The sequence below is a fragment of the uncultured Roseovarius sp. genome (assembly GCF_947489715.1).
In the GTDB taxonomy this organism is placed as follows: Bacteria; Pseudomonadota; Alphaproteobacteria; order Rhodobacterales; family Rhodobacteraceae; genus Roseovarius.
Genome location: NZ_CANLER010000003.1, coordinates 131797 through 156344 on the forward strand (window position 1 = coordinate 131797; position 24548 = coordinate 156344).

The 24548-nt window shown below is 58.8% G+C and carries 27 protein-coding genes and 1 riboswitch; of the genes, 10 read left to right on the forward strand and 17 right to left on the reverse strand.

Annotation, left to right across the window (positions count from 1 at the left end; translation table 11 throughout):
* Window positions 1-5: 5 nt before the first annotated feature.
* The 3 genes from Q1B27_RS10220 to Q1B27_RS10230 form a co-directional block, all read right to left on the reverse strand.
* Window positions 6-1190, reverse strand: coding sequence for a crosslink repair DNA glycosylase YcaQ family protein (locus Q1B27_RS10220; protein ID WP_299847131.1), 1185 nt, complete (start codon window positions 1188-1190; stop codon window positions 6-8).
* Between the two features lie 9 nt (window positions 1191-1199).
* A complete protein-coding gene (locus Q1B27_RS10225; RefSeq protein ID WP_299847133.1) occupies window positions 1200-1982 on the reverse strand; it encodes a hypothetical protein in 783 nt (260 codons plus the stop codon).
* A 152-nt stretch (window positions 1983-2134) separates the two neighbouring features.
* Window positions 2135-3610: an ABC transporter substrate-binding protein gene (locus tag Q1B27_RS10230; RefSeq protein WP_299847135.1), complete on the reverse strand. Its 1476-nt coding sequence runs from the start codon at window positions 3608-3610 to the stop codon at window positions 2135-2137.
* A gap of 159 nt (window positions 3611-3769) precedes the next feature.
* Between Q1B27_RS10230 and panB the strand changes: the two genes are divergently transcribed.
* Window positions 3770-4609 (forward strand): 3-methyl-2-oxobutanoate hydroxymethyltransferase, encoded by an 840-nt coding sequence (gene panB, locus Q1B27_RS10235; RefSeq protein ID WP_299847137.1) that lies wholly within the window; start codon window positions 3770-3772, stop codon window positions 4607-4609.
* Window positions 4606-5454 (forward strand): pantoate--beta-alanine ligase, encoded by an 849-nt coding sequence (gene panC / locus Q1B27_RS10240; RefSeq protein WP_299847139.1) that lies wholly within the window; start codon window positions 4606-4608, stop codon window positions 5452-5454. The genes panB and panC overlap by 4 nt, the downstream gene beginning before the upstream one ends.
* Before the next feature lie 130 nt (window positions 5455-5584).
* Here the strand turns inward: panC and Q1B27_RS10245 are convergent, their stop codons facing one another.
* The 7 genes from Q1B27_RS10245 to Q1B27_RS10275 form a co-directional block, all read right to left on the reverse strand.
* Window positions 5585-5788 carry a hypothetical protein gene (locus tag Q1B27_RS10245; RefSeq protein WP_299847140.1) on the reverse strand — a complete coding sequence of 68 codons (204 nt, stop codon included), beginning with the start codon at window positions 5786-5788 and terminating at the stop codon, window positions 5585-5587.
* A 111-nt stretch (window positions 5789-5899) separates the two neighbouring features.
* Window positions 5900-7090, reverse strand: coding sequence for an SRPBCC family protein (locus Q1B27_RS10250; protein WP_299847142.1), 1191 nt, complete (start codon window positions 7088-7090; stop codon window positions 5900-5902).
* Window positions 7091-7143: 53 nt separating this feature from the next.
* Window positions 7144-8322, reverse strand: coding sequence for a 23S rRNA (adenine(2503)-C(2))-methyltransferase RlmN (rlmN, locus tag Q1B27_RS10255; RefSeq protein WP_299847144.1), 1179 nt, complete (start codon window positions 8320-8322; stop codon window positions 7144-7146).
* Between the two features lie 72 nt (window positions 8323-8394).
* Window positions 8395-9333, reverse strand: a complete 939-nt coding sequence (locus Q1B27_RS10260) for an OmpA family protein (RefSeq protein ID WP_299847146.1) — start codon at window positions 9331-9333, stop codon at window positions 8395-8397.
* A gap of 14 nt (window positions 9334-9347) precedes the next feature.
* A complete protein-coding gene (locus tag Q1B27_RS10265; RefSeq protein ID WP_299847148.1) occupies window positions 9348-9920 on the reverse strand; it encodes a peroxidase-related enzyme in 573 nt (190 codons plus the stop codon).
* A gap of 5 nt (window positions 9921-9925) precedes the next feature.
* Window positions 9926-10642, reverse strand: a complete 717-nt coding sequence (locus tag Q1B27_RS10270; RefSeq protein WP_299847668.1) for an N-acetyltransferase — start codon at window positions 10640-10642, stop codon at window positions 9926-9928.
* Entirely contained in the window at window positions 10642-11364 is a 723-nt protein-coding gene (locus tag Q1B27_RS10275; RefSeq protein WP_299847150.1) for a molybdopterin-binding protein, read from the reverse strand. Before Q1B27_RS10275 ends, Q1B27_RS10270 begins: the two co-directional genes overlap by 1 nt.
* A 47-nt stretch (window positions 11365-11411) precedes the next feature.
* On the opposite strand from Q1B27_RS10275, the gene sfsA reads away from it, so the two are divergent.
* A complete protein-coding gene (sfsA, locus tag Q1B27_RS10280) occupies window positions 11412-12113 on the forward strand; it encodes a DNA/RNA nuclease SfsA (RefSeq protein WP_299847152.1) in 702 nt (233 codons plus the stop codon).
* Between the two features lie 3 nt (window positions 12114-12116).
* Here sfsA and Q1B27_RS10285 read toward each other — a convergent pair whose 3' ends face one another.
* Window positions 12117-13292 (reverse strand): acyl-CoA dehydrogenase family protein, encoded by a 1176-nt coding sequence (locus tag Q1B27_RS10285; protein ID WP_299847153.1) that lies wholly within the window; start codon window positions 13290-13292, stop codon window positions 12117-12119.
* Window positions 13293-13493: 201 nt separating this feature from the next.
* Here Q1B27_RS10285 and map point away from each other — a divergent pair, with 201 nt between their 5' ends.
* Both map and Q1B27_RS10295 read left to right on the forward strand, forming a co-directional pair.
* The gene (gene map, locus Q1B27_RS10290) at window positions 13494-14306 is read left to right on the forward strand and encodes a type I methionyl aminopeptidase (protein WP_299847154.1); all 813 of its coding nucleotides are present in this window, start codon (window positions 13494-13496) and stop codon (window positions 14304-14306) included.
* Window positions 14297-15040 (forward strand): gamma-glutamyl-gamma-aminobutyrate hydrolase family protein, encoded by a 744-nt coding sequence (locus tag Q1B27_RS10295; RefSeq protein ID WP_299847155.1) that lies wholly within the window; start codon window positions 14297-14299, stop codon window positions 15038-15040. Before map ends, Q1B27_RS10295 begins: the two co-directional genes overlap by 10 nt.
* A gap of 183 nt (window positions 15041-15223) precedes the next feature.
* Here Q1B27_RS10295 and Q1B27_RS10300 read toward each other — a convergent pair whose 3' ends face one another.
* On the reverse strand, window positions 15224-15727 hold the full coding sequence (locus tag Q1B27_RS10300; protein ID WP_299847670.1) for an invasion associated locus B family protein: 504 nt from the start codon (window positions 15725-15727) through the stop codon (window positions 15224-15226).
* 206 nt (window positions 15728-15933) lie between these two features.
* On the opposite strand from Q1B27_RS10300, the gene Q1B27_RS10305 reads away from it, so the two are divergent.
* The 3 genes from Q1B27_RS10305 to Q1B27_RS10315 all read left to right on the forward strand — a co-directional run bounded on the left by Q1B27_RS10305 (window position 15934) and on the right by Q1B27_RS10315 (window position 18228).
* A complete protein-coding gene (locus Q1B27_RS10305; RefSeq protein ID WP_299847156.1) occupies window positions 15934-16929 on the forward strand; it encodes an asparaginase in 996 nt (331 codons plus the stop codon).
* Window positions 16930-17205: 276 nt separating this feature from the next.
* Complete coding sequence (locus Q1B27_RS10310; RefSeq protein WP_299847158.1) at window positions 17206-17448, forward strand: EF-hand domain-containing protein; 243 nt, start codon at window positions 17206-17208, stop codon at window positions 17446-17448.
* 117 nt (window positions 17449-17565) lie between these two features.
* Window positions 17566-17717, forward strand: a riboswitch (FMN riboswitch).
* Between the two features lie 76 nt (window positions 17718-17793).
* Window positions 17794-18228, forward strand: a complete 435-nt coding sequence (locus tag Q1B27_RS10315; protein ID WP_299847160.1) for a 6,7-dimethyl-8-ribityllumazine synthase — start codon at window positions 17794-17796, stop codon at window positions 18226-18228.
* A 121-nt stretch (window positions 18229-18349) separates the two neighbouring features.
* Here the strand turns inward: Q1B27_RS10315 and Q1B27_RS10320 are convergent, their stop codons facing one another.
* The 5 genes from Q1B27_RS10320 to serB form a co-directional block, all read right to left on the reverse strand.
* Window positions 18350-18664, reverse strand: coding sequence for a YciI family protein (locus Q1B27_RS10320; protein WP_299847162.1), 315 nt, complete (start codon window positions 18662-18664; stop codon window positions 18350-18352).
* A gap of 27 nt (window positions 18665-18691) precedes the next feature.
* Entirely contained in the window at window positions 18692-19126 is a 435-nt protein-coding gene (locus Q1B27_RS10325) for an SRPBCC domain-containing protein (protein ID WP_299847164.1), read from the reverse strand.
* A gap of 2 nt (window positions 19127-19128) precedes the next feature.
* The gene (locus tag Q1B27_RS10330) at window positions 19129-19452 is read right to left on the reverse strand and encodes a helix-turn-helix transcriptional regulator (RefSeq protein WP_299847166.1); all 324 of its coding nucleotides are present in this window, start codon (window positions 19450-19452) and stop codon (window positions 19129-19131) included.
* A 63-nt stretch (window positions 19453-19515) separates the two neighbouring features.
* Window positions 19516-20430, reverse strand: coding sequence for a DMT family transporter (locus Q1B27_RS10335; RefSeq protein ID WP_299847168.1), 915 nt, complete (start codon window positions 20428-20430; stop codon window positions 19516-19518).
* Between the two features lie 123 nt (window positions 20431-20553).
* Entirely contained in the window at window positions 20554-21426 is an 873-nt protein-coding gene (gene serB, locus Q1B27_RS10340) for a phosphoserine phosphatase SerB (protein WP_299847170.1), read from the reverse strand.
* Window positions 21427-21585: 159 nt separating this feature from the next.
* On the opposite strand from serB, the gene Q1B27_RS10345 reads away from it, so the two are divergent.
* On the forward strand, window positions 21586-22740 hold the full coding sequence (locus Q1B27_RS10345; RefSeq protein WP_299847172.1) for a phosphoserine transaminase: 1155 nt from the start codon (window positions 21586-21588) through the stop codon (window positions 22738-22740).
* Between the two features lie 61 nt (window positions 22741-22801).
* Complete coding sequence (serA, locus tag Q1B27_RS10350; RefSeq protein ID WP_299847174.1) at window positions 22802-24397, forward strand: phosphoglycerate dehydrogenase; 1596 nt, start codon at window positions 22802-22804, stop codon at window positions 24395-24397.
* The last annotated feature ends 151 nt before the right edge of the window (window positions 24398-24548 follow it).

Sequence of the window (24548 nt, forward strand, 5' to 3'; positions counted from 1 at the left end):
TTTCGTCATGTTATCGCCTGATCCTGCGCGCGCATATCCCATGAAACATCTTCGATACCGACAAAGCGCGCAAATCGTGAAAGTTCAGCGCCAAGCTTTTCAAATCGCGCCTCTCCCCATTTAACACGTGGTTCGGGCCAAAATCCCGTGACACGCATCCAGCCCTTTGCCCGGTCGGCCTTTAGCTCCAGACGCCCGACAAACCGATCCCCTTCCAAAAGCGGGTACACATAATACCCCCATTTACGCTGCGCAGCCGGTACGAACATCTCATTGCGATATTCAAATCCGAACAGTCGCTCCAAGCGCATACGGTCTCGTATGGTTGGATCGAAAGGATTTAAGATACGTAAGCGTATGGTTGGCGCAGAAACCTTGTTCAACCTTTCTTCGATATTCGGAGCGGCCCAAGACAATGAAAACGTACCGTCAGCACCTTGAACCTCAACCGGAACCAGATCAGAACGACCCGTACACCATGCCCGCACCTCAGATGCGCCCATCGCGCCCCAAAACCTTTGAACTTCGCCACTTGTTCCGAATGTCAATCGATCAAGAGCTTGATTACAAAGCCATTCAATCTGTTCATTGTCACCAGGACTGTCCCGAAGTTGTGCCGGAAATACGCGTTCGCTCAAGTTATAAAACTTGACGAAATTCTTGCGAAAACAGGTCGCAAGTTCACCCGCATACCACATCTGATCCAACGCTTTCTTGTGTGGCGGTCGCGCCCACATCTCCCGTTTACCTTCGATCTTGGTATCAAACGCATGCGTTGAAAGCGCGCCTTCCGCCTCAATACGCTTACGTATGTTTTTGATTTCCTGTTGCCCTAAACCGGATTGATACCAGTCGGCATTTGCGGCCTTCTGACCCAAGCGGCGAAACTGCCTTTGCCAGTAGGGAAGGTATTCCATCGGGATCAACGACGCGTCATGTGTGAAATGTTCGAAAATCGCACGATCGCGCCCCAGTAACGGCCAAAGCATTTTTTCCCGGTAATTCTGGTTACGTGTCCAAAGGATATGATGATGCGCGCGCGTCACGTTGCGGATCGTATCGATCTGGACGAAACCCAGTTGCCGGATCAAAGCAATCAGATCAAGCTTTCCGACCGGTGCGCCAGACAGCCCGGTGGTCCATAACCATAAGCGTCTTGCATCCCTGTTGAAAATCTTCAAAGCCGCCAAAGAAACCTCCTAAGGCGTGCTCAACAGGATCAGGGCATGATGCAAATCGCGCCCCTCCATCGACAACACCGCATCCATGAAGACCCGTCCCGCGATGCAGGCACGGCGATTGCTGACCCGCCTCAGATCTTCGTAGGCCCGCATCAACGCCTTGGCATCATCCCGATCTGCCAATGTTCTGCCAAGGGCCTCGTTGATCTTGACGATGATCCGCGCCTCATCCCGCATACTCAACCTGGCGACATCCCGCGTGGCACCAAGCTGCGCCGCCCTGAACTGAATGCGGTAATATTCTCTCAAAGCGGGCGTGTTCAAGCGGGCAGCAATGCTGCCGGTTGCCTTTGCCAATCGCTCGGCGGGCAACCTTTCCTTGACCGTCAGCCCGCAAAGCCGGTGCGGCAAAGCCTTCAGCATCGTTTGTTCGACAAGGTAAAAATAGCGAATATCGCGTGCTGTCAGATGCCCCAGCCCCCGGTCCACCAACGGCCAGAACAAACCACCGGATTCTACGGACTGGACCGATGGGTCCCGGGCTGCAATCACGCGATCGGCAATGTTGTTGGCAATCACGGGATCCCTTAGCATCCGCGTGATCTGATCCACCGCCATTTCAAGCTTTTCACCACGAAAACCAAGGGCTTCCATATCCTCACGTATCGGGGATAAATTGGGTAGCTCCCCCAAAAGACGTACAACATCCGACTTTCGAACGGTCGTCTCCTGCGCCTGAGCGGTGCCAAGCGCGATAATGGCGATCAGACAGAATGCTGAAATAATTGGGAAGATCCGCACGCTTTTTCCTTCTTGATCCGCCCCAGCGGGCAAAACAGAATTGCCCTACAGCTTTATGTGTAGTGTTTTTGACCTGGATGAAAAGCCTGTTACTGCCGACTTTGCAGGCAAGCATGAAACGGCAAGCCTCTTCGCCTTACAGCCTGAACCGCTTATTCTTTCCAATAGACCCCTGTCAGGTCGGTAGCCTGCGTCGGCGCATTGGTCCAAAGCCCTTTCAGACGGGCGTCGGCGACCGTCACCGTGGCCAGCTGGAAGAGATAGGCGTTGACGTAATCCTCGGACAATAACTGCTGCGCTGCGCGCAGCCATTCGATCCGGCGGGCAGGATTCGTTTCGGTGTTCAGTTCCGCCATAACTGCCCGAAATGCTACGCCATCATACTGAAAATAGTAGTCTGCGCGCGCATATATCCCGATATCGAAAGGCTCGGGGTGATTGACGATGGTCAGATCGAAAACCTTGCCGTTAAACACTTCTTCTAACCACTCGGCCCAATCCAAAGGGATGATCTCAACTTCGATTCCGACGGCGCGCAGCTGGTCGGCGATGATTTCCCCCCCCTGCCGTGCGTAAACCGGCGGTGGCAGTTTCAAAGTCGTAGAAAACCCCTCCTCGAAGCCCGCCTCTGTCAAAAGCTGGATCGCCAAGGCTGGGTCATATGTCGAATTTCCTGTCAGATCGACATAGGCCGGATGATGTGGCGCAAAATGAGAACCGATGGGTATTCCGAGGCCTGCCATTGCACCGTCAATCAACGCCTGGCGATCAATCGCGTGGGCCACTGCACGTCGAACCCGGATATCATCAAACGGTTCCGCCTTGTTGTTGATCGACAGGATCGTTTCACCTTCGGTGCTGCCCACCAGAACCTGAAAGCGCTGATCCGCCTCGAACGGCGACAGGTCGTTCTGCTCGGGATAGGCCGGGAACACATCCACATCCTGCGCCATCAGCGCTGTCTGCGCCGCAAATGGATCTCTGACGAACTTGAACACCGCCTGGTCCAAGTTGGCCGGCACCCCCCAGTAGTCAGAATAGCGCTCCAACAAAATCTGCTCACCTTGCATCCAGTCACTGAACTTGAATGCACCGGTACCAACCGGTTTCTGTTTGATCTCGCCGATACTTTCCGGGGCTACGATCACTGCATCGCCCCAGGCCATTTTAAACAGAAAGCTGCCATCAGCTTCTTTCAGCGTCACCTTGACCAGTGATGGGCCGATAACATCAACGGCCTCGATACCCTCAAAAATATCCTTATTGGCGTTCTGGCTGGTCTCGTCTCGCGCCCTGTCGAGGGAAAATTTGACATCCTTGGCATCCATCTCGGTGCCATCATGGAAGGTCACGCCTTCCTGAAGCTTGAAAATATACTGCGTCCCACTGGCCGAGATTGTCCATGTTTCCGCCAGTCCAGGAACCACAGACCCATCTTGTGCGAACCGGGTGAGGCCCTCAAACACGTTCGCATAAAGAACCTGATCAATCGCACCAGAGGCCGCACTTGTCGGATCAAGATGCGGCGGCTCGACCTGCATACCCACGACAATACCCTCATTTGCCTGCGCAAAGGCGGCATTCAACCCGAATATTCCGGTAAATGCGCATGCGCAAAGCAATTTCATCGCATGTCTCCGTATCCAGCCGGGTGAGCTTCCGGCCATATTTGCAACTCTTCCCCGAAACTCTCTCGCAATCAAGAACTCTAAGGTCAACAGAACAGTGGAATTTCCCACACAGACTTGATAGGATTTGCTGCAACGCAGCATAAACTGGACATAAAAATGAGCGCCACAGCCCAGAAATCCGCCCCATTGCCCGATGACATCAGGGCCATGAAGGGTGGGACGCCGATTGTCAGCCTCACCGCCTATACAACACCAATGGCGCGGATGATGGACGCGCATTGCGATTTCGTTCTGGTCGGCGACAGTGTCGGCATGGTGCTACACGGGCTGCCCTCGACCCTCGGCGTGACGATGGAAATGATGATCCTGCACGGACAGGCCGTCGCGCGGGGTCTTGAACGCGCCATGCTGGTCATCGACATGCCATTTGGCAGTTACGAGGAAAGCCCTGAACAGGCTTTTGCCAATGCCGCCACGCTGATGCGCGAAACCGGTGCCGTCGCTGTCAAGCTTGAGGGCGGGAGGCATATGGCCGAAACCATCGCATTTCTGGTCGCCCGCGGCGTTCCGGTGATGGCTCATATCGGGCTGACGCCCCAATCAATCAACACGTTGGGCGGCTACAAGGTACAAGGCCGCGACGATGCGGCCGATTCCTTGCTGGCAGATGCCAAAGCCATCAGTGACGCAGGCGCGTTTTCCGTTGTGTTAGAGAAAGTGCCTGCCAATTTGGCCGACAGGATCACCAGCGAAATTCCCATTCCTACGATCGGAATCGGCGCATCCGCCGGATGTGACGGTCAAATTCTGGTAGTGGACGATATGCTGGGTCTCTTCACCGCCTTCAAACCGAAATTTGTAAAACGCTACGGCAAATTGGGCGAGGCTGGAGAACAGGCAATCGCGGCCTTTGCCGCCGAGGTGCGTGATCGCAGCTTTCCTGCACCGGAGCATACCTTTGCCGATCAAGCCCCCAGCAAGGCCAGCCGGAAATGACCGCCCCAATCTTGCGCACACTTGGCGAATTGCGGGCCGAGACAGCAAAATGGCAGGCTGCCGGAGAACGCATCGGCGTTGTGCCCACCATGGGCGCGCTTCATGACGGGCACCTGTCGCTGGTCGACGCGGCAAAGAAAGACTGTGATCGGGTAATTGTCACGATCTTCGTCAACCCGATGCAATTCAACAACCCGGATGATCTAGAAAACTACCCACGCACGGAACATGACGATGCCCGGAAACTTGAACGCTTCAACATCGACATACTCTACGTCCCAGATGGCCCAGAAATGTACCCAGATGGATTCGCCAGTACGGTTACCGTCTCTGGCCTGACCGATGTGCTTTGCGGTACACACCGCCCGGGCCATTTCGACGGCGTCGCCACTGTGGTGGCCAAGCTTTTCCTGCAGACCTCGGCGAATGATGCTTATTTCGGTGAAAAGGATTTTCAACAATTGCAGATCGTGCGCCGGATGGCCCGAGATCTGGACATCCCGATCACAGTGCATGGCTGCACGACGATCCGCGAAATCGACGGCTTGGCCATGTCCTCACGTAACCTGCTTCTGTCGGACCGCGCACGTGTCAAAGCCCCGGCGCTGAACGAAGAGATGGAGCGTATTGCCGAAGAAATTGCGAAAGGAACACCCTTTTCAGAGCTTCAGGATGCCGCCATCAGACGCATCGAGAATGCGGGCTTTACCAAGGTCGAATATCTGGAAGTGCGGGCGAATGACGATCTTGAACTGCTCGACACACCCACGCGCCCTGCCCGTCTTCTGGCGGCCGCTTGGTTGGCCGGGGTTCGACTGATCGACAACATTTCGGTCAGGGATTAAACGGCACCCGCCGCAACGCAAAACAATCAGTTTTGCCACCACATCGGCCCCGCACGGCCCGCGGCGAGCGCGCAAACTGCGGGCGCCGAAAGATCAAGCGCGCATGCAACGCGCTCAATTTAACAGCGTTTCAGTGAGCTGCCTGACCTGGAAGACTGCACAGCGGTGCGCCCCGCAAGACCGAGGTGACAAAGCGCCCCTCTTCAGTATCCAGAATCGCATAGCCATACCCCCGCAGGCGATGTTTCCACTCGCGTTCGGATATCGCCATATCGCGTTCACGCATCACCAGATTGCGAATTTTCGCCTTGGCTTCCCGGTTCAGAATTTCCATTTCAGCAGCCTTTCAACAGACATCAATTGCAACAGGGGTAATTAACCCCAATGGCAATAATCGTCTCAGAAAAGGGCGCGCTTGGGAAAAATTCGAGGCATTTGCCTTAATTCAGATATGATCCATTGGGCAGCATTTTCCGGCAAGATAGCGGGTAAACTGCCACAGGTTGCGTTCGATCGGATGCAGCGTGCCCTTGGGTAACAGTGTTGACGACGTGCCCTTGAAAAGCGCCTCAACCAGCAACTTGTCCTCGTCATTCGCAACATTCATGTAGTCACGCAGGTCATTCAGCCAGCGGTCGTATTCTTCTGGCACGACATCCTCCAACACCTCGGGCGGGATCGCCACGCCCCAGGTTGCCGTGAACCGACCGACCCCATCCGGCTGGACCGAGATGTACCATAGGAAATCCGGCATCACCGTCACCAGGTGGCAGGGGAAGATGCAGAAATCCACCATCATTCGCCGCCATTCCCCATCCAACCGGCTATTCTTAGGGTGGGCCGCGCCTTTGCCGGTTTCTGCCTGTTGCGAGGCCCGGTGGTAGCCGTAATGCAGGCTGTCCTCGCCGCAGATATACTCCTCCAACGGCTTCTTGTGCTTGGCGAAAGTCTTCTTGTGCGCCATTGGCACATGATAGCTTTCGGTGAAATTCTCGATCAGGTTTTTCCAGTTCGCGTCCCAGACCATCGTCTCGCGCATCACCGTGCGATAGCAGCTCATGTCATAGCGCCCGACCACATTGGCCCGAAACGGCTCCAAAACCTCGTGCAAATCCTTGGGATGTGTGGCCAGGCTGACATAGACGAACCCCTCCCAGACCTCCGTATGGATTCGGCGCAAACGATGATCCGAAACGTCGAACCCCTCTTTCATCTCCATGTAAGGCGCGCGGATCAGCGCCCCGGACAGATCATAGGTCCAGGCGTGATAGGGGCAGACAAAGCGTCTGGCATTGCCTTTTCTCTCGGACACGACGCAGGCAAAACGATGGGCGCAGGCGTTGACGAAACTTTCCAGACTATTGTCATTCTGACGCACGATCAGCACCGGAACACCCGCAACCTGATGTGTCAGATAATCACCCGGTGCCGCCATCTCATCAGCGCGTCCGATACATATCCAGTCGTCAAGGAATACTCTCTCACGCTCATGGGCGTGGAATGCCATTGAATGGTTTACCGCCGCCGGAATCGGGTGCGCCGTCTCAAAATCTTCCGCACCTGACGCCTTGAGCGCCGCCAGAACCTCGGACAACGGCACATCAGTGTGGCCGCACACATGTTCTCTCTTGGTCATGCCCTCAGGCTACCGGCGATTCCCACCTGGTCTCGCCCAAATGCGACATGGTCTCAAGCGCGGGTTTCGGCCTCGATCTGCGCCCGGGTTTTGCGGGCCCGTTCAGTCGCAGATTTCAACTGTCCGCAGGCCGCCATGATGTCCTCGCCACGCGGCGTACGGATCGGGCTGGCATACCCGGCCTTATAGATGATATCGGCGAATTTCTCGATCCGTTCCCAGTCGCTGCGCTCATGCGGGGCGCCGGGCCATTCGTTGAACGGTATCAGGTTGATCTTGGCCGGAATACCCTTGATCAGCCGCACCAGACGGCGCGCATCTTCGTCGCTGTCATTCACGTCTTTCAGCATCACATATTCAAAGGTAATGCGCTCGGAATTCGACAGGCGCGGGTAGTCGCGAAGCGCACCCAGCAGCGTTTCGATATTCCACTTCTTGTTGATTGGCACCAGCTTATCGCGCACGGCGTCGGTGGTGGCGTGAAAACTCACCGCCAGCAAACAGCCGATTTCATTGGCAGTCTTCGCAATCTCCGGCACCACACCCGAGGTGCTGAGCGTGATCCGCCGACGGCTCAGCGAAATGCCCTCACCATCCATCGCGATCTTCATCGCGTCACGCACGTTTTCGAAGTTATACAGCGGCTCGCCCATACCCATCAGCACGATGTTCGACAAAAGCCGTGTTTCGTCCTTGCGCGTCCCGGGTTCTGGCCATTCGTCCAAATCGTCGCGCGCCATCATGATCTGCCCGACGATTTCACCCGCCGTCAGGTTGCGCACAAGTTTCTGCGTGCCGGTATGGCAAAACGAACAGGTCAGCGTGCACCCGACCTGCGAGGAGATACACAAAGTCCCGCGACTTTCCTCCGGGATATAGACAACCTCAACCTCATGCCCGCCAGCGATCCGCACCAGATATTTGCGCGTGCCATCGGTACTGACCTGCTTGTCGACCATCTCGGGGATTTCGATCACGAACTTTTCGGCAAGCTCGGCGCGATAGACCTTGGACAGGTTGGTCATCTCGTGAAAATCGCGCACGCCCCATTGATAGATCCATTGCCAGATCTGCCCAACACGCATTTTCGCCTGCCTCTCCGGCGTACCGTTTTCGATCAGCAGGTCACGCAATGCGTCGCGGGTCAGGCCCACAAGGTTGATCGACCCCTCGGGCAGTTTCCGGGGGATCGTCAGCACGTCTTGCGTGATCGGGGCGATGTTATCAGTCATGGCATTGCAGCTTCTTGGGTGTCAGATGCGCCTCCATATAGGAATTATCTGACGATGCCAAAGGATTCGGGGCTATTTATCGTTCAGCAAGACCGCCTCAACGCGTCGGTTGGCCTCGCGACCCTCACGCGTGGTGTTTGGCGCGATGGGCGACAGATAACCCACCCCGTTGGCTTCCAGTTGCACGCGCCGGACACCGTGGTCAGCCACCAACCGGTCCATGACCGACGTCGCTCGCCTGCGCGACAGAGCGACGTTACTTTCAAGCGATCCCATGCGATCGGTATGCCCCACCAGCGCGATACGCCGTTTCCCATCTGCCAGAAGATATTCGGCCAATGCCACGAGCGAGGCGTGCGGCCCCGGCCCCAAAGTCGACGATCCGGTCGCAAAATCCAGATCTTCCAAAATGACATGGCCCTGTTCGGTCAGTGACCTGATCACGGGCACAGGATCATTCTCTGTCTTTATGGGGGCCGGATCATCCACTCTGACCGCGGGCGTAGCCGCACCGGGTTCGGCCGTAACCTGGATAATCTGCACATATCCGGCATCATCTGCCTGACTGCAAATGACCGATACGACGTTTTTCATGTCGCTTGCACCTGATCCCGGCATACGTGCCGACAGAAACCGGAAATCGAAAAGATCGACATACATTTCCGGCGCGGGCGACACGCGGGTGTTGAAGCGGAAATCGAACCCCCCGCATTGCTGTCCGCCACAATCCAGAATGATCTCATATCCGGCCTGAACAAGCTGATCGCGCAGCGGGCGGATCATCTGCAACGTCGTCAGGCCGGTTTGCGCGATACGCCACGTCTGTTGCGACACACGACCTTCGACCTCGATCACCGGCACATTACCGTTTTCAAACGGGGCCACTGGCAGCAGATAACTGTCGGGATCGCGCACAGCTTCACCGGTCTGGATCGCGTTGCCGGGTAATTGAAGCTCAAGCGCGTGCGCCTGCCCCATCACCGCAAGGCACATCGCCAATGCTATCGGCAACAGCCGCCTCACGCTCAACGCGCCTGTGCGTGGTAATCCGCGTTGGGCACCATTCCCGTGGCACTGGCGACGCGGTTCGACATGTTAAAAAAGCCGGTCACGTTGGCAATGTCCCAGATATCGCGATCGTTGAAACCAACCGCACGCAGGGCGGCACGATCCGCTTCTTCGACGGCAGCGCTTTCCTTTGTCACCTTGGCGGCAAAATCCAGCATCGCCCGCTGACGCGCATCCAATGGGGCCACGCGGTAGTTCATCACCATCGCCTCACCCAAGGCCGGATCGCCCGAGAGCTGCCGCACCGCCGCGCCATGTGCCACCAGACAATACCAGCAGCGATTGATCGAGCTAACCACGACAGCGATCATCTCGCGCTCCAACTTGCTGAGGCCGCTATCGGCCAGCATCAGATCGTTATAAAGTGCGGTGAAAGCACTCAGCTTGTCGACGTCAAACGCATGCGCCTTCAGCACATTGGGCACCATGCCCAGCTTTTCCTGACAGATATCGAAATATTTTTGCGTGGCGTCGGGCAGCGGATCTACCATCGGCAGGTCAAGGGCGGTGGGTTGGTCGGAATGGCTCATCGAAATTATCCTTTGTGGCGATAATGATACTGTCCCACAAGCGTCAGCCCGAGGGAAGAATAGAGAGCATTGGCCGAGGTATTTGCCTGCGTGCAAATCACCGACATATGCGTGGCCCCCTGATCGGCAGCCCAGAAAGCGGCCTCGCGCATCATGTGGCGCCCCATGCCCTCGCGGCGATGTCGCTCCAGCACTTCAAGTGCATGTACCATCGCGATCCGGTCATGGATGGCGACAAAACCAGCAGCGGCGGGGCGGTTGTTCGAACGCCCGAAAAGACCAGTCTTTGGTCCATTGGCACGCGTCATCACATTGACCCGGCCGGGCCCAATACCACCTTTGGTCCAGATATCCCGCATGATCTCCAGCGGCTCCCAGATGGCAAAGGTGGTGACGCGGGGCGGGCGTTCGGTTGTGAGTTCGGCCAGCGGGGATACGTAGATATTGACCGGATCGACAATGGGATAGCCCGCCGCCTCCAACACCGCATCGACCTCGGCATCGCCATCCCGGATCATGAACAATTGCGGCTGGCTCAACCTGCGCATCGCGGTTTCAGCCTCGGGCAGATCATGCAGCGACACCGATGTGTTGGCCGTCGCTGCCGAAACTCTTTGACCACCGCCCTGCCCATCACGGATCGTCCACGGGCCGACCTCACGCTTGTCAGCCGGTGGCCAGGTACCCTCGATCACCGAATAGAGATGTTGCACGCCGGGCATCATACTGGAAATGCCGCCTGCAACTCTGCAATCGCGGCACCGACCCGCGCGCTATCACTGCCCCGGATCACGATGTTGGCCCCGAACATCCCATCGCGCTGAAACGGGTAAGAGCCGATGGACAGCTCCGGATACCGCCCCGCCAGCTCCGCCAATGGCCCGGCGATATCGCCTTCGCCCCGGCGGATTTCAAGCGTCTCGGACACCAGCGGCTGCCCCCCGGTCAGGGTCGGTAACACGCTGGCCACCATCGCCTCGAACACCGCCGGAACACCTGCCATCACATGCACGTTTTCGATGGTAAACCCCGGGGCTATGCTGACCGGATTATCAATTAGCGTGGCCCCGTCGGGTATGCGCGCCATGCGCAGCCGTGCGGCGTTCAGCTCGTGCCCGACGCGCGCGTAATGCGCCGCCAACAGGGCGCGAGCATCATCGCGCACGTCGATATGCACACCAAAGGCACGGGCCACGTTATCGGCGGTGATATCGTCATGGGTGGGCCCGATCCCGCCCGAGGTGAACACCGTGTCATAGGCCCTGCTCAGCGCTTGCACCGCCGCCACGATGGCGTCACCGTCATCGCTGATCATGCGCACCTCCCGCAGGTCGATCCCCGCCCCGGTCAGCCGCTGCGCCAAATGGTGCATATTGGCATCGCGGGTCCGGCCCGACAGGATTTCGTCACCGATCACAAGCATCGCGGCAGTAGGATTTGGCATGAAAGGCTTCCTTGAATGGGTCGTGTCCCCGGTATAGGCCTGCATTCATGCGCTTTCAAACACCTCTTGTGCCCGCCCGCCTGATCCGCCGCTACAAACGCTTTCTGGCCGACATCCGACTTGAGGATGGGCACGAGGTAACGGCCCATTGCGCCAACCCCGGGTCGATGATGGGGCTGAAAGAGCCCGGCATCAAGATCTGGGTCGAACCCAATGACGACCCCAAGAAGAAACTGAAATACGGCTGGCGGCTGGTCGATCATGAAAACGGCCATTTCACCGGAGTCGACACCTCACTGCCCAATCGTGCGCTCAGGGCCACGATCATGGCGCGCGCTGTTCCGGAACTTGCGCAGTACGAAACCGTGAGGCCGGAACAGAAATACGGAACCAACAGCCGCATCGACTTTCTTTTGCAGCAACCGGGCCTGCCCGACGCCTATGTCGAGGTCAAATCCGTCACCCTGTCACGCCAATCGGGCTTGGCCGAGTTCCCCGACAGCGTGACTGCGCGGGGCACCAAGCATGTCGGGGAGCTGGCCGAGATGACCCGTCAGGGCCATCGCGCCATCCTGTTCTATCTGGTCCAGCGCACCGATTGCTCATCGGTCAGCATCGCGGCGGATATTGATCCTGTCTATGCCGCCGCGTTCAAAAAGGCACAGGCGGCGGGCGTGGAGTGCATCGCCTATGACACCTCGATCACTCCGGCTGGCATCGCGCTCCGCCAGCCATTGCCGCTGACGTAGATATCACGCCTCGCCAAAACCCTTCGGGATTGGGGGCACAGGCAGGCTGGCAGCCCGTTTCATCAGGTTGCGGCCAATGACCACGCGACTGATCTCGGTCGTACCATCGACGATACGCAACATTTGGCTGAGGCGCGACAGACGGTCCATGCCATAAGGCTTCAACAACCCCATGCCACCCAACACCTGCGTGCAGGTATTCGCAGCCTTTACCGCTGCATCCGGCACAAATCGCTTGGCATGCGCTGCCATCAGGGGGCCTTGATCCGTGCCCAGAGCATTGGCTGCGGCGCGATAGAGCAACCGGGACGCCTCCAGTTCGGTAGCCACATCTCCAAGCATCCACTGGATACCGTCCAGGTCAATATTCTTGCCCCCGAACATCTTGCGATTGGCCGAATAGGCCAGTGCTGTATCCAACGCGGCCTGCATCAGACCGCAACAACCCGATGCGATCGACACCCGCGCGATATCAATCGCCATCAACGAGCCTTGAAGTCCCTGGCCAACAGGCAAGATGATATTGTCTTCACTGACGACGACATCGTTCATGTACATCTCGCCAAGCGGCAGGAAGCTGTAGGAAGGTGTCTGATAGCGCGGCCCAAAGCTCAGCCCGTCGGCATCCGCCGGAATGGCAATCATGGCCATGTCTTTATGGCCGGGTTGATCGCTGGTTTTCACCACCGTGAAATAGATGTCCGCTTCGCCCGCCAGACTGACCCAGGCCTTTGCGCCGTTGATCGTCCACGTACCGTCGCCATTGATCACCGCGCGGCTGTACATATTGGTGGCATCGGATCCCGACTGCGGCTCCGTCAGGGCGAAATTCGCCAGTTTACGGCCCGAGGTTAGCTCGCGCGCCCATTTTTCCTTGAATGGCTCGGTACCATAACCGCACCCGGCAAACGTGCAGATATTATGCATCGATAGCGCAAAGGCATAGGCGCCATCGCCCTTTCCCAGTTCTTCGTAGACACGAATACCCTCTCCCAACGGCAGGCCCTGCCCGCTAAATTCTTTGGGCGCATAAAGCCCCGTAAGGCCCAGATCCGCGGCTTTGTCGGATGCGGATCGGGGCCAGATACCCGCTTCGTTCCACGCCTCAACGTTCGGGGTGATCTCTTCAACGCAATGCTGTCGAGCATGTGCTAGAATGGCATCAATTTCGCTGGTCATGGACGCTCTCCGCTCTAATTTTAAATGTCAGACAATTAAATGTCAGACGTTTGAAGCTTGCGCAATATTCAAATTTGTGAATGTACAAAATGTCGCGCTTCAGGCGTTACCCACGACGTTGCGGCGAACGATCAGCCCCTCTGGCCCTTTCCCGAAAACTTGCCTAAATAGGCTGGAAACATGACGACGAAGGGCAAACCCGTGAAAGATAAACACCGGGGGAAAACGACACGCGACGGTATCCGCATCCACGAGGCTGCGGATTTTGCCGGTATGCACAAGGCCGGGGAACTCGCGGCACGCATTCTCGATGAGGTTGCCGATCATGTTTTCGTTGGCCAGACCACCGGCGAGCTGGACAGTCTGATCGAAAACAAGGTCAATGCCGCCGGGGCGACGTCGGCCACGATTGGCTACAAAGGCTACCAGCATGCCAGCTGTATCAGTGTGAACCACGTGGTCTGCCACGGCATCCCGAGCGACAAGAAACTCAAGGATGGCGACATCCTGAATATCGACGTAACCGTCGTTGTTGATGGTTGGTTCGGCGATACCTCGCGGATGTATGTCGCCGGCAAACTCAGCCGCAAGGCAGAACGTCTGATTCAGGTCACGCATGATTCGCTCTTCAAAGGAATCGAGGCGGTCAAACCCGGCAACACCTTTGGCGATATCGGCAACGCGATTCAGACCTATGTCGAGGCGCAGCGCATGTCGGTCGTACGCGATTTCTGTGGTCACGGTCTGGGACGGGTCTTTCACTCGCCGCCCAACGTGCTCCATTACGGGCGCGCTGGCACCGGTCCGGTCCTCGAAGAGGGCATGTTCTTTACAATCGAACCGATGGTCAATCTGGGCCGCCCCGAAACCAAGGTGCTGGCCGATGACTGGACAGCGGTGACCCGTGACAAATCACTGTCGGCACAATTTGAACACTCGATTGGCGTCACATCGGACGGCTGCGAGCTTTTCACCCTCTCACCCGCAGGTCGCTTCCATCCGACATGGCGCTGACCGGCCATGCCAAATGCCCGATCATCGGCATTACGACCTATGGGCGGGCGGACAAGCGCGTCGACAACCCGCTCTTTGATACGCACTACGCCTCGCCCACTCCTTATGCCGAAGCGGTCCGCCGCGCGGGTGGCATTCCGGTGCTGCTGCCCCCCGGTGAAAATGCAATCGCTGATCTGATCGAGAGGCTGGATGGGTTCGTCTTTTCCGGCGGCGCAGATATCGACCCGACGCGATACGGCGGCACCCCCGATCACCCTGATCTGTTGCCCTTCTCGCCTGATCGGGACGCCTATGAATTCGCACTTGTTCGGGCGCTCAGCACCCAAGGCGAAACTCCCTGCCTCTTCATCTGTCGCGGCATGCAGGTTCTGAACGTGGCTCTTGGCGGCACCCTTCATCCGCATATCCCCGACATCCGCGACCAGGACATCCACCGCGGGCCCGGTGGCGGCTGGACCGAACAGCCGGTTGCCATCAAACCGGACACCCGCCTGCACACAGCGATGCAAACCGACCAGGCAAGCCCTTTCTCAGGTCACCATCAAGCCGTGAACGAGGTTGCGCCAGGGCTGCGGGTGTCAGCCACCGCACCCGACAGCATTATCGAGGCGCTTGAACGGCCCGACCATTCTTTCTTTCTGGGTGTTCAGTGGCACCCCGAGGTGTCCGCAGCGACAGACGAAACGCAGCAGCGAATCTTCGATGCTCTGATACGTGCCGCTCGGACATAGACAGGCGCCCATGTTGGCCGCAGTTGTTACAGACAACACGCGCACATGATCCAAGACCACAAAGCTGGCAGAGGCAGGTTTCCCGAGAGAGACTGTTTGCTCAGATTTCCATTACCGATTTACACCGGAAACGCCAAAGTCACCTGCCACCCCGAAGGTCACAGATGGTAAAACGTCCGATGTCTATTGGCAGCGCTTGTCAGCCTCTTCCACTGCAGCGGTAAAGCCCGACAATGAAAACGTATCCTTGGTGATCGTGCCGCGCCCTGAACGCGCCGTCAGAACCGCCGACGCACCCCGTTTGAGTGCCGCGATGATCTTGGCATCGTCCGCCGTGCTGGCAGGCCATGCCCACTCGCCCTCGGTAAACATCTCAAACTCGTTGCCACCAATATTCACGTTCACAGTTGACCCACCGGCAAAGGGATAGCCCCCCGTAAACGTCACCTGCCCTCTGACCCCGGCATCGGGTCGGAAAAAGGTCATCAACAGGATGTCACCCCGGCGTACGGCCACCACGCGACCATCCTTGGTGTTCACCGTCTCGGTTGGGGCGGAAACAGCCCAGCATTCGCGTGGATCTTTATCTTCAAAAACGCTCCATGCGGTCTTGGCTGCTACCTGATTGGTGCTTTCCTCTTGCGCCCAAACATCGGTTGCAACCAGCGCAAGAACTGCGCATCCCATGCCGCGAAGTAATCGTGATACCATTTGTCCAGCCTCCAAGCTGACCTTTGCCTCAATTTCGTGGGCCGTGTGCATCCCTCGTCGGATTTCTTATTGTGAACGGCCTGATCTTACTCGACATTGCAACAATAGCCTGAAACAGGCGAGATATGAAAGACGCAATTGGCGGAAATTTGCACGTCTCCGCCGCAGTACCGGAGCGCGCCATGTCCAACCCCGCCCCCCTGACCGAAATCTGGCGCGGCCCCTTCGAGGAATGCATCCATACCGGCCACGCGGTGATCTGCGACGACACTGGCCAGATCGTCGACGCCTGGGGCGATCCGGATGCCATCGTCATGCCGCGCAGTTCGGCCAAGATGATCCAGGCCCTGCCCCTGATCGAAAGTGGCGCGGCCGAGGCTTTCGGCCTCACCGACATCCAGCTTGCTCTGGCCTGTGCGTCCCATAACGGGGCCGCGATCCACACAGACCCAGTCACGGCCTGGCTGGGCAATCTGGGCCTTGGCGACGACGATTTCCGCTGCGGACCGCAGATGCCCAAGGACAGACCCGCCTTCAACCACCTGATCCGGACGGACACCAAACCCTGTCAGATGCACAATAACTGCTCGGGCAAACATGCGGGCTTCCTGACCCTCTCGAAACATCTTGGCGGCGGGCCGGAATATATTGATCCCGATCACCCGGTGCAAAAGGCCTGCCTTGAAGCCTTCGAAGACACCACCCGGGAAAACAGCGCCGGTTTCGGCATCGACGGTTGCTCGGCCCCAAACCACGCCTGCACGATGCACGGCATGGCCCGCGCAATGGCCGGGTTCGCCGCCGCCGCAAACGGTACGGACCTGCGTCACCGCGCGGCGACACGCCTGTGGCAGGCAATGGTGGACCATCCCGATCTCGTGGCCGGTGAACGGCGCGCCTGCACCGAACTGATGCGCGCCACGACCGAGCCTGTCGCCCTGAAGACCGGCGCCGAAGGTTATTTCACCGCCATCCTGCCCAACCGCAAACTGGGCATCGCGCTCAAGATCACCGATGGCGCCACACGTGCCGCCAATTGCACAATTGCCGCCCTTCTGGTGCGTTTGGGTGTGCTGGAGGCCGACCATCCCGCCGCGCGCCGCTTCATGAATGCCCCGATTCTGAACCGTCGGGGAATCAATACGGGCGTCATCAAACCAGCCGAGTCACTGCTCTGAGGGTCCGGCGACCCTTCGCATATCAACCTAAGCGGGTATTTTAGGCTAAATTCCGCCAAAATGGCCACCCGTCATGCGCACCGTCCCGCCGATCAGAAATTAACCACGTCATGTGGCAGCGTTGCGCCTAGGTAACGGCACCGTTTCGGCCTGTTTCTGCACGGTTTTTCCCGGCCCTCTCAGCAGGTCGGGACATTCCCCGTCACACTGCCCATGTTCAATTCCGAGGGCAGCTAAGCCCCTCATGAACATGACACCAAAAAAGGGAATGAATTCATGTTGAAAGAACTTACAGCCGCAACCTTCGCGATTGCCCTGACACTGCCTGCTGCCGCACTGGCATCGGATGCCATGGACGCAGACGGTGATGGCCTCGTCTCCGCCGAAGAATTCGCCGCAGCCAATCCCGACGCTGCTGAAGGCACGTTCGAGCAGATCGACACCAACGCCGATGGTGCCCTCGCAGATGACGAGATCTCAGCTGCGCGCGATGCAGGCGTTCTGCCCGACGCCTCGTAAACCGGGTTGAACAGCCTTGCCCGGGGGCGCCTTGCGCGCCCCCGGGTTTTCGCCGTTTTCAAGCGCCCTTCTGACGCATTGGCCGCTTGTGCATGCGCGACTTTTCCGCAAAATGACAATTGTTCTCAGGGCGGGGTGAAATTCCCCACCGGCGGTAACGGGGCGTGTCCCCGAAGCCCGCGAGCGGCCTTGGCTTTCGGTCAGGGTGACAAGCAGATCTGGTGCGAATCCAGAGCCGACGGTCACAGTCCGGATGAAAGAGAGCGAAGGCAAGCGGGCCCCGGCCCGTCCTCCTTTCGTTTGATGCTCTGGGTGAACGTGTCAAAAGGAAAAGGAGACTGCGAAATGACACTTCCCCGCTACGCCTTCATCAAGGCCAACTGGCATTCAGAGATCGTTGATCGTGCACTGGACGGCTTTGCCGAGCTGATTCCAATGGCCCAAATCGACGTGTTCGACGTCCCGGGCGCGTTTGAGATGCCGCTACTGGCGCGCGATCTCGCGCAAACCGGTCGCTATGCCGCCATTGCGGCGGCCGCGTTCGTGGTCGATGGCGGCATCTACCGGCATGACTTCGTGGCGCAGGCCGTGGTCGACGGGCTGATGCGCGCCAGCCTTGATGCCGACGTGCCGGTCCTGTCAGTCTCGCTCACCCCGCATCACTATCAGGAAACCGACCATCACACCGCGATCTTCCGCACGCATTTCGTCGAGAAGGGCCGCGAGGCCGCCCGCGCAGCACTGATGATCGGCAAGACCCGGACGCAGCTTGCCGCCTGAACGGCCTGCCAGAAAACGCAACACCATTGGCTCCGGGTAGACTCGCCAAATGCTCCCTCCTCCCCCATGGGAGGAGGGCAGGAGGAGGGGTCAGGTAAGCTCTTGCACCCGGTACGGGTGCTCACATCTCCATGATCGGCGCGACCTCAACCGTGCCCGCGCCCCCGTCAAGGATCGGGCAGCCCTTAGCCATGGCCACCGCGGCATCGATATCTGCGGCTTCGACAATCGTATAGCCCGACAGCGGGTTCGATCCGCCATCATCTGCCACGCCTTCGGCGCTAACGGTTTTCGACAGGCCGACGGGCGCGCCCATATCGACGCAGCCATCACCCATGCAACCCAACCAGGCCTGCCAGGCGGCCATCACCTTGGCGCCTTCCTCTTCGGTTTCGGGCTTGCCGCCCCCGTGATATGCAAAGACAAATTTCGGCATTTTCTTTCTCCCTTCTGGTTAAATTCTTCAACCCGCCAGATAGCGTTCCAGCCGCGGCAGCGGACCGCTTGTCCAGCCGGTCTCATGGCGCCCGGCCACATCGTCACCCGGCAATTCACGATGGTCCACGATCAGGCGCGCACCCTGTTCCGTCGCCTCGACGGTAAAGGTCACATGGCTTTCCGCCCCGCGCTGATCCTCGGCATCGTGCCAGCCCCAGGTAAACCCGACCGAACTGGGCGGCGTCACATGCGTCACCTGTCCCGACAGCTTGTAACGCGTCCCGTCCTTGCCGATCATCTCGGAAAACCACGGACCCAGGCGCGTGAAATCCAGCGTGCGCGCCGGGATCGTCATCCCGTCATGCCCCCACCAGTTCAGGATTTCCGCCTGTTCGGTCACCGCCCGGAACAGCCGCTCGGGGCTGACCTGAAACTCGCGCGTGATCTGAATATCGGCCATGTTTATTCCTTTTCCTCCAGCGCCAGATGCGCCTCAAGCCGGTCCAGCCCCGCCTGCCAGAAGGCGCGGTGGTCCAGCGTCCAGTCCGCAATCGCCTTCAGCGCATCAGGCCGCACCGAATAAAGCCGTCGCGTCCCGTCGATGCGCCGCTCGACCAGCCCGGCCTGCCGCAGCAGCTTCAGATGCCGCGACATCGCCGGCGCCGACATCTCGGACGCCGCGACCAGATCACCCGCCGACAGCTCGCCCTCGGCCATCAGCCGTTCGACAACGCCCAACCGTGTGGAATCGGACAGGGCAGCGAAACTTTGCAGCAGATCTTTCATATACATTATTTAACAAATTTGTTAATTAACTGAAAGCGAAATCTTTACCCTTCTGGCATTCCCTCAGCCCCGGCGCGACCCGATTGCCAAAAGCCCGGCCAGAACAATCGCGCCGATACCGATCACTGAATAGATATCCGGCACTTCGTGAAACAGGATCACGCCCCACAGCACGGCAAACCCCACATAGGCAAAATCGAAGATGCCAATGACCGCGGGCGGGCCATTCTGATAGGCGATCGCCGCCCCAATGCTGCCCACCAGAATGGATAGCGTCAGCAGTCCGATGACCTGCCAGCCGTCCATGCTCATGACTGCCCAGGGCCGGATCAGAAACCCGCCCTGCGGGTCGGCGATCGACAGAAAAAGCACCAGGCTCGCGACGCCACCCGTCAGAATGAACCCGACATTCAGATGCAACGCCAGCACAAGGGCATGTTCCTCGCGGCATTTCGTATGGGTCAGGATCATCGCAAGCGCATACAGCACCGCAGACAACAACGGCAGCATCACGTAAAGGGTAACCCCTTCGGTGCCGGGCCGCAGGATGATCAGCACCCCGGCAAAGCCAAGCGCCACCGCCGCCCAGCCCTGCACACCTATCCGGTCTCCCAGCAGGATCGCGGAAAACAGCGTCATAAAGATCGGCAAGGTGTAATAGGCCGCCGCCGCCACCGACAATTGCAGATGCGGCAGAGAGGCATAATAAGCCACCCACATGCCGACCAGAAGCGCAACACGCAGCGCAACCCAAAGCGGGGCTTTCGGCCAAAGGCTTTGACCCCGCGCAAAAACCGCGACCAGCAGGGCAAAGACTGGCAGCGCCAGCAGGGACCGCAACAGGAAAATCTGCCACAACCCGAATTGCGCCGCCTGCCCCTTGATCGCGGCATCACCCAGCGACAGCGCCAGCGTCGTAAAAAGGATGGTGGCAATGGCCAGTCCCAGCCTGTTGCCATCCCGGGCAGTTGCGTGCATTGGGCCGCCTGTTCCGCTGTGATCAAGAAAGTGTCAGCACACACCCTGTCTGACGCCCCGGGGCATGGTCAAGCCGAGACATGCCGTAATTCGGCACGCGGCACAGGCTGGTGCCAGGTGCTGTCAGCAGTTGGCAAACTCATCCCGTCCGTAACCTTGCAAATACAAAAGCGCGGTCAGATCGCCGAAATTCACCCGCATATCGCATTTGGTCGCGACCGAAGGCTTGGCATGCAGCGCCACCCCCATCCCGGCCCGGCCCAGCATGCCCAGATCATTGGCACCGTCACCCACGGCGACCACGTCAGCCTCAGACAGCCCCAGCCGGGTGGTGATTTCCTCCAGCGCCTCGATCTTGGCCTGCCGCCCCAGAATGGGCCGCGCCACGTCGCCGGTCAGCGTGCCGCCACTGGTCAGCAGCGTATTGGCGCGGTTTTCGTCAAACCCCAGATGCGCCGCCACGCTGGCGGTAAAGGCCGTGAACCCGCCCGATACCAGCGCCGCATAGGCGCCCTGCGCCCGCATCGTCGCCACCATAATGTCACCGCCCGGCATATAGGTGATGCGCTCGTCAATCACCTGATCGATCACGGCCTCATCCAGCCCTTGCAACAGTTTCACCCGCTCGATCAGCGCGCCTTCGAAATCCAGCTCGCCATTCATCGCCCGTGCGGTGATGTCCTTGACATGCGCGCCCACGCCCGCCTCTTCGGCCAGCTCATCAATGCATTCCTGCTGGATCATCGTGCTGTCCATATCCGCCAGCAGCATCTTCTTGCGCCGCCCATCGACGGGCTGCACCACCAGATCGACCTGCATCGCCTGCAAGGTCTCCCACACCTCCCAGCGATTGGCGGGCATCTGGTCAACCGCAAATTCCGCCGCCTCGTCCGGTGACAGCCAGACCGCTTCACCTCCGCCCCAGGCATTGCGCAGGTTCTCCACCAGCGACGGGTCCAGCATGCCCGCAGGCGCAATCATGGAAGTGACAAACATCTAAAGAAGTTTCCGATCGTAGTCGCGAAGGTCGCATTTAATCATTCAAGCGGCGCTATAGCCCCATTTCTGCACTTGCGAAAGGCCCTGCACAGGAATATCCCGATCCGTGGGACACCCCTCCCCAACGAGGGGCGCTTATCTGGAAGGATAGCAGCAATGGCTATTAACGAACCGGCAGCGCGGCCGGATAACGCGCGTTTTTCCTCTGGCCCCTGTGCCAAACCCCCCACATTCGATGTCACGCAACTCAGCGATGCGCCACTGGGCCGCAGCCACCGTGCCGCCGTCGGCAAATCCCGCCTGAAAGCGGCGATCGACGGGACGCGCGAGGTGCTGGGCATTCCCGCCGGCTACCGCGTCGGCATCGTCCCCGCCTCGGATACCGGCGCGGTTGAAATGGCGATATGGAACTTGCTGGGCGCCCGCAAGGTCGAGATGCTGGCCTGGGAAAGCTTCGGCGCGGGCTGGGTGACGGATGTGGTCAAACAGTTGAAACTCGACGCCGAGGTCAAGACCGCCGATTATGGCGAGATCGTCGACCTGGCCACCGTAGATACCGACAATGATGTCGTCTTTACCTGGAACGGCACCACCTCGGGCGTGCGCGTGCCGAATGGCGACTGGATCAAACCGGACCGTGCGGGCCTGACCATCTGCGATGCCACCTCGGCGGCCTTTGCGCAGGACCTGCCCTGGGACAAGCTGGATGTCACCACTTTCAGCTGGCAGAAAGTGCTGGGTGGCGAGGCCGCGCATGGCATGATCGTCCTCAGCCCCCGCGCGGTTGAGCGGCTGGAAAGCTACACCCCCGACTGGCCCCTGCCCAAGATTTTCCGCCTGACCAAGGGTGGCAATCTGATCGAGGGGATCTTCGAGGGCGCCACCATCAACACGCCCTCGATGCTGGCGGTCGAGGATTATCTGCTGGCGCTTGACTGGGCGCGCTCGGTCGGCGGGTTGCAGGGCCTGATGGGTCGCGCCAATACCAACACCAAGGCAGTGGCGGATTTTGTCGAGATGCATGACTGGGTCGATTTCCTGGCCCATGATCCGGCGACGCTGTCGAACACATCTGTGTGCCTGAAATTCACCGACGCCCGGATCAAGGACGGGGCGGCATTCGCCAAGGCCATCGCCAAGCGGTTGGAGGCCGAAGGTGTCGCCTATGACATCGGCGCCTACCGCGATGCGCCTCCGGGTCTGCGCATCTGGTGCGGCGGCACTGTGGAAACCGCGGATGTGGCTGCCCTGATGCCCTGGATCGAATGGGCGTTCGAGGCTGAGATCGCGCAGACCACCGAGGCTGCATAATCCACCGACGTTATACCGACAAAATACCGACGTTATACCGACATCAGAAATGGAGCCCAAAATGGCCCCCAAAGTACTCGTTTCCGACAAACTCTCCGAAACCGCCGTGCAGATCTTCCGTGACCGCGGCATCGACGTGGATTTCCAGCCTGACCTTGGCAAGGACAAGGAAAAACTGGCCGCCGTTATCGGGAAATATGACGGTCTCGCCATCCGTTCGGCCACCAAGGTGACCGAAAAGATTCTGGCGGCCGCCGATAACCTCAAGGTTATCGCCCGCGCCGGCATCGGCACCGACAATATCGACAAGGATGCCGCGTCGAAAAAAGGCGTGATCGTGATGAACACGCCTTTCGGCAACATGATCACCACCGCCGAACATGCGATCGCGATGATGTTCGCCGTGGCCCGGCAACTGCCCGAGGCCAGCGTCAGCACTCATGCGGGCAAATGGGAGAAATCCAAGTTCATGGGGGTCGAACTGACTTCGAAAACCCTGGGCGTGATCGGTGCGGGCAATATCGGCGGCATCGTCTGTGACCGGGCGCGCGGCCTGAAGATGAAAGTCATTGCCTATGACCCGTTCCTGAGTGAGGAAAAGGCGAACAAGATGGGTGTGGAAAAGGTTGATCTGGACGAATTGCTGACGCGCGCCGATTTCATCACCCTACATGTGCCCCTGACCGACCAGACCCGCAACATCCTGAGCCGCGAAAACCTTGAGAAGACCAAGAAAGGCGTGCGCATCATCAACTGTGCCCGGGGCGGTCTGGTAGACGAAGTGGCTCTGGCCGATCTGTTGAAATCCGGCCATGTCGCCGGGGCGGCCTTTGATGTTTTCAGCGTCGAACCCGCGACCGAGAATCCGCTTTTCAACCTGCCAAACGTGGTCTGCACGCCGCATCTGGGCGCGGCCACCACCGAAGCGCAGGAAAACGTCGCCCTGCAAGTAGCCGAACAGATGTCGGATTACCTTCTGACCGGTGCCGTGACCAACGCGCTCAACATGCCGTCAGTGACAGCAGAAGAGGCCAAGGTGATGGGGCCGTGGATCAAGCTGGCCGACCATCTGGGCGCCTTCATTGGCCAGATGACGGACGAGCCGATCAAGGCGATCAACATCCTTTATGACGGTGTCGTGAGTGAGATGAACCTTGGCGCGCTGACCTCTGCCGCGGTGGCGGGTATCATGAAATCGGTGAACCCCGAAGTGAACATGGTCTCCGCCCCGGTCATCGCCAAGGAACGCGGTGTCAAGATCAGCACCACCAAGCAGGACAAGTCCGGCGCGTTCGAGGGCTACATCAAGCTGACCGTGGTGACGGATCAGCGAGAGCGGTCCATCGGCGGGACCGTTTTCAGTGATGGCAAACCACGGTTTATTCAGATCAAGGGCATCAATATCGACGCTGAAATCGGGCGTCACATGCTCTACACCACGAATGAGGACGTGCCCGGCATCATCGGCACGCTCGGACAGACAATGGGTGAAAACGGCGTCAACATCGCCAACTTCACCTTGGGCCGTGCTGCCGCCGGAGGCGAGGCGATTGCCCTGCTTTATGTCGACGACAATGTGCCGGACGATGTAATTGCCAAGCTTGATGCAACCGGCATGTTCCAGCAGATCCGCCATCTGGAATTCGACGTCGCCTGAGTATTTACAGCCCAAAATAATTCAATGGAGCCGCCCTCCTGAGAGAGGGCGGTTCTGTTTTTAGGGATAACTTATGCGTTCAACAATGCGCTGTCTGGCACAGCTCAGCATCACAGCTATTCCTGAAAATCGACGCGAGCGTTATGTCTGC

Coding starts and splice junctions, on each gene's coding strand:
- Q1B27_RS10230 (WP_299847135.1), bottom strand. CDS start 3,610: ATGAAATTGCTTTGCGCATGCGCATTTACCGGAATATTCGGGTTGAAT.
- panB (WP_299847137.1), top strand. CDS start 3,770: ATGAGCGCCACAGCCCAGAAATCCGCCCCATTGCCCGATGACATCAGG.
- panC (WP_299847139.1), top strand. CDS start 4,606: ATGACCGCCCCAATCTTGCGCACACTTGGCGAATTGCGGGCCGAGACA.
- Q1B27_RS10245 (WP_299847140.1), bottom strand. CDS start 5,788: ATGGAAATTCTGAACCGGGAAGCCAAGGCGAAAATTCGCAATCTGGTG.
- Q1B27_RS10250 (WP_299847142.1), bottom strand. CDS start 7,090: ATGACCAAGAGAGAACATGTGTGCGGCCACACTGATGTGCCGTTGTCC.
- rlmN (WP_299847144.1), bottom strand. CDS start 8,322: ATGACTGATAACATCGCCCCGATCACGCAAGACGTGCTGACGATCCCC.
- Q1B27_RS10265 (WP_299847148.1), bottom strand. CDS start 9,920: ATGAGCCATTCCGACCAACCCACCGCCCTTGACCTGCCGATGGTAGAT.
- Q1B27_RS10270 (WP_299847668.1), bottom strand. CDS start 10,642: ATGCCCGGCGTGCAACATCTCTATTCGGTGATCGAGGGTACCTGGCCA.
- Q1B27_RS10275 (WP_299847150.1), bottom strand. CDS start 11,364: ATGCCAAATCCTACTGCCGCGATGCTTGTGATCGGTGACGAAATCCTG.
- sfsA (WP_299847152.1), top strand. CDS start 11,412: ATGCGCTTTCAAACACCTCTTGTGCCCGCCCGCCTGATCCGCCGCTAC.
- Q1B27_RS10285 (WP_299847153.1), bottom strand. CDS start 13,292: ATGACCAGCGAAATTGATGCCATTCTAGCACATGCTCGACAGCATTGC.
- Q1B27_RS10295 (WP_299847155.1), top strand. CDS start 14,297: ATGGCGCTGACCGGCCATGCCAAATGCCCGATCATCGGCATTACGACC.
- Q1B27_RS10300 (WP_299847670.1), bottom strand. CDS start 15,727: ATGGGATGCGCAGTTCTTGCGCTGGTTGCAACCGATGTTTGGGCGCAA.
- Q1B27_RS10305 (WP_299847156.1), top strand. CDS start 15,934: ATGTCCAACCCCGCCCCCCTGACCGAAATCTGGCGCGGCCCCTTCGAG.
- Q1B27_RS10310 (WP_299847158.1), top strand. CDS start 17,206: ATGTTGAAAGAACTTACAGCCGCAACCTTCGCGATTGCCCTGACACTG.
- Q1B27_RS10315 (WP_299847160.1), top strand. CDS start 17,794: ATGACACTTCCCCGCTACGCCTTCATCAAGGCCAACTGGCATTCAGAG.
- Q1B27_RS10320 (WP_299847162.1), bottom strand. CDS start 18,664: ATGCCGAAATTTGTCTTTGCATATCACGGGGGCGGCAAGCCCGAAACC.
- Q1B27_RS10325 (WP_299847164.1), bottom strand. CDS start 19,126: ATGGCCGATATTCAGATCACGCGCGAGTTTCAGGTCAGCCCCGAGCGG.
- Q1B27_RS10330 (WP_299847166.1), bottom strand. CDS start 19,452: ATGAAAGATCTGCTGCAAAGTTTCGCTGCCCTGTCCGATTCCACACGG.
- Q1B27_RS10335 (WP_299847168.1), bottom strand. CDS start 20,430: ATGCACGCAACTGCCCGGGATGGCAACAGGCTGGGACTGGCCATTGCC.
- serB (WP_299847170.1), bottom strand. CDS start 21,426: ATGTTTGTCACTTCCATGATTGCGCCTGCGGGCATGCTGGACCCGTCG.
- Q1B27_RS10345 (WP_299847172.1), top strand. CDS start 21,586: ATGGCTATTAACGAACCGGCAGCGCGGCCGGATAACGCGCGTTTTTCC.
- serA (WP_299847174.1), top strand. CDS start 22,802: ATGGCCCCCAAAGTACTCGTTTCCGACAAACTCTCCGAAACCGCCGTG.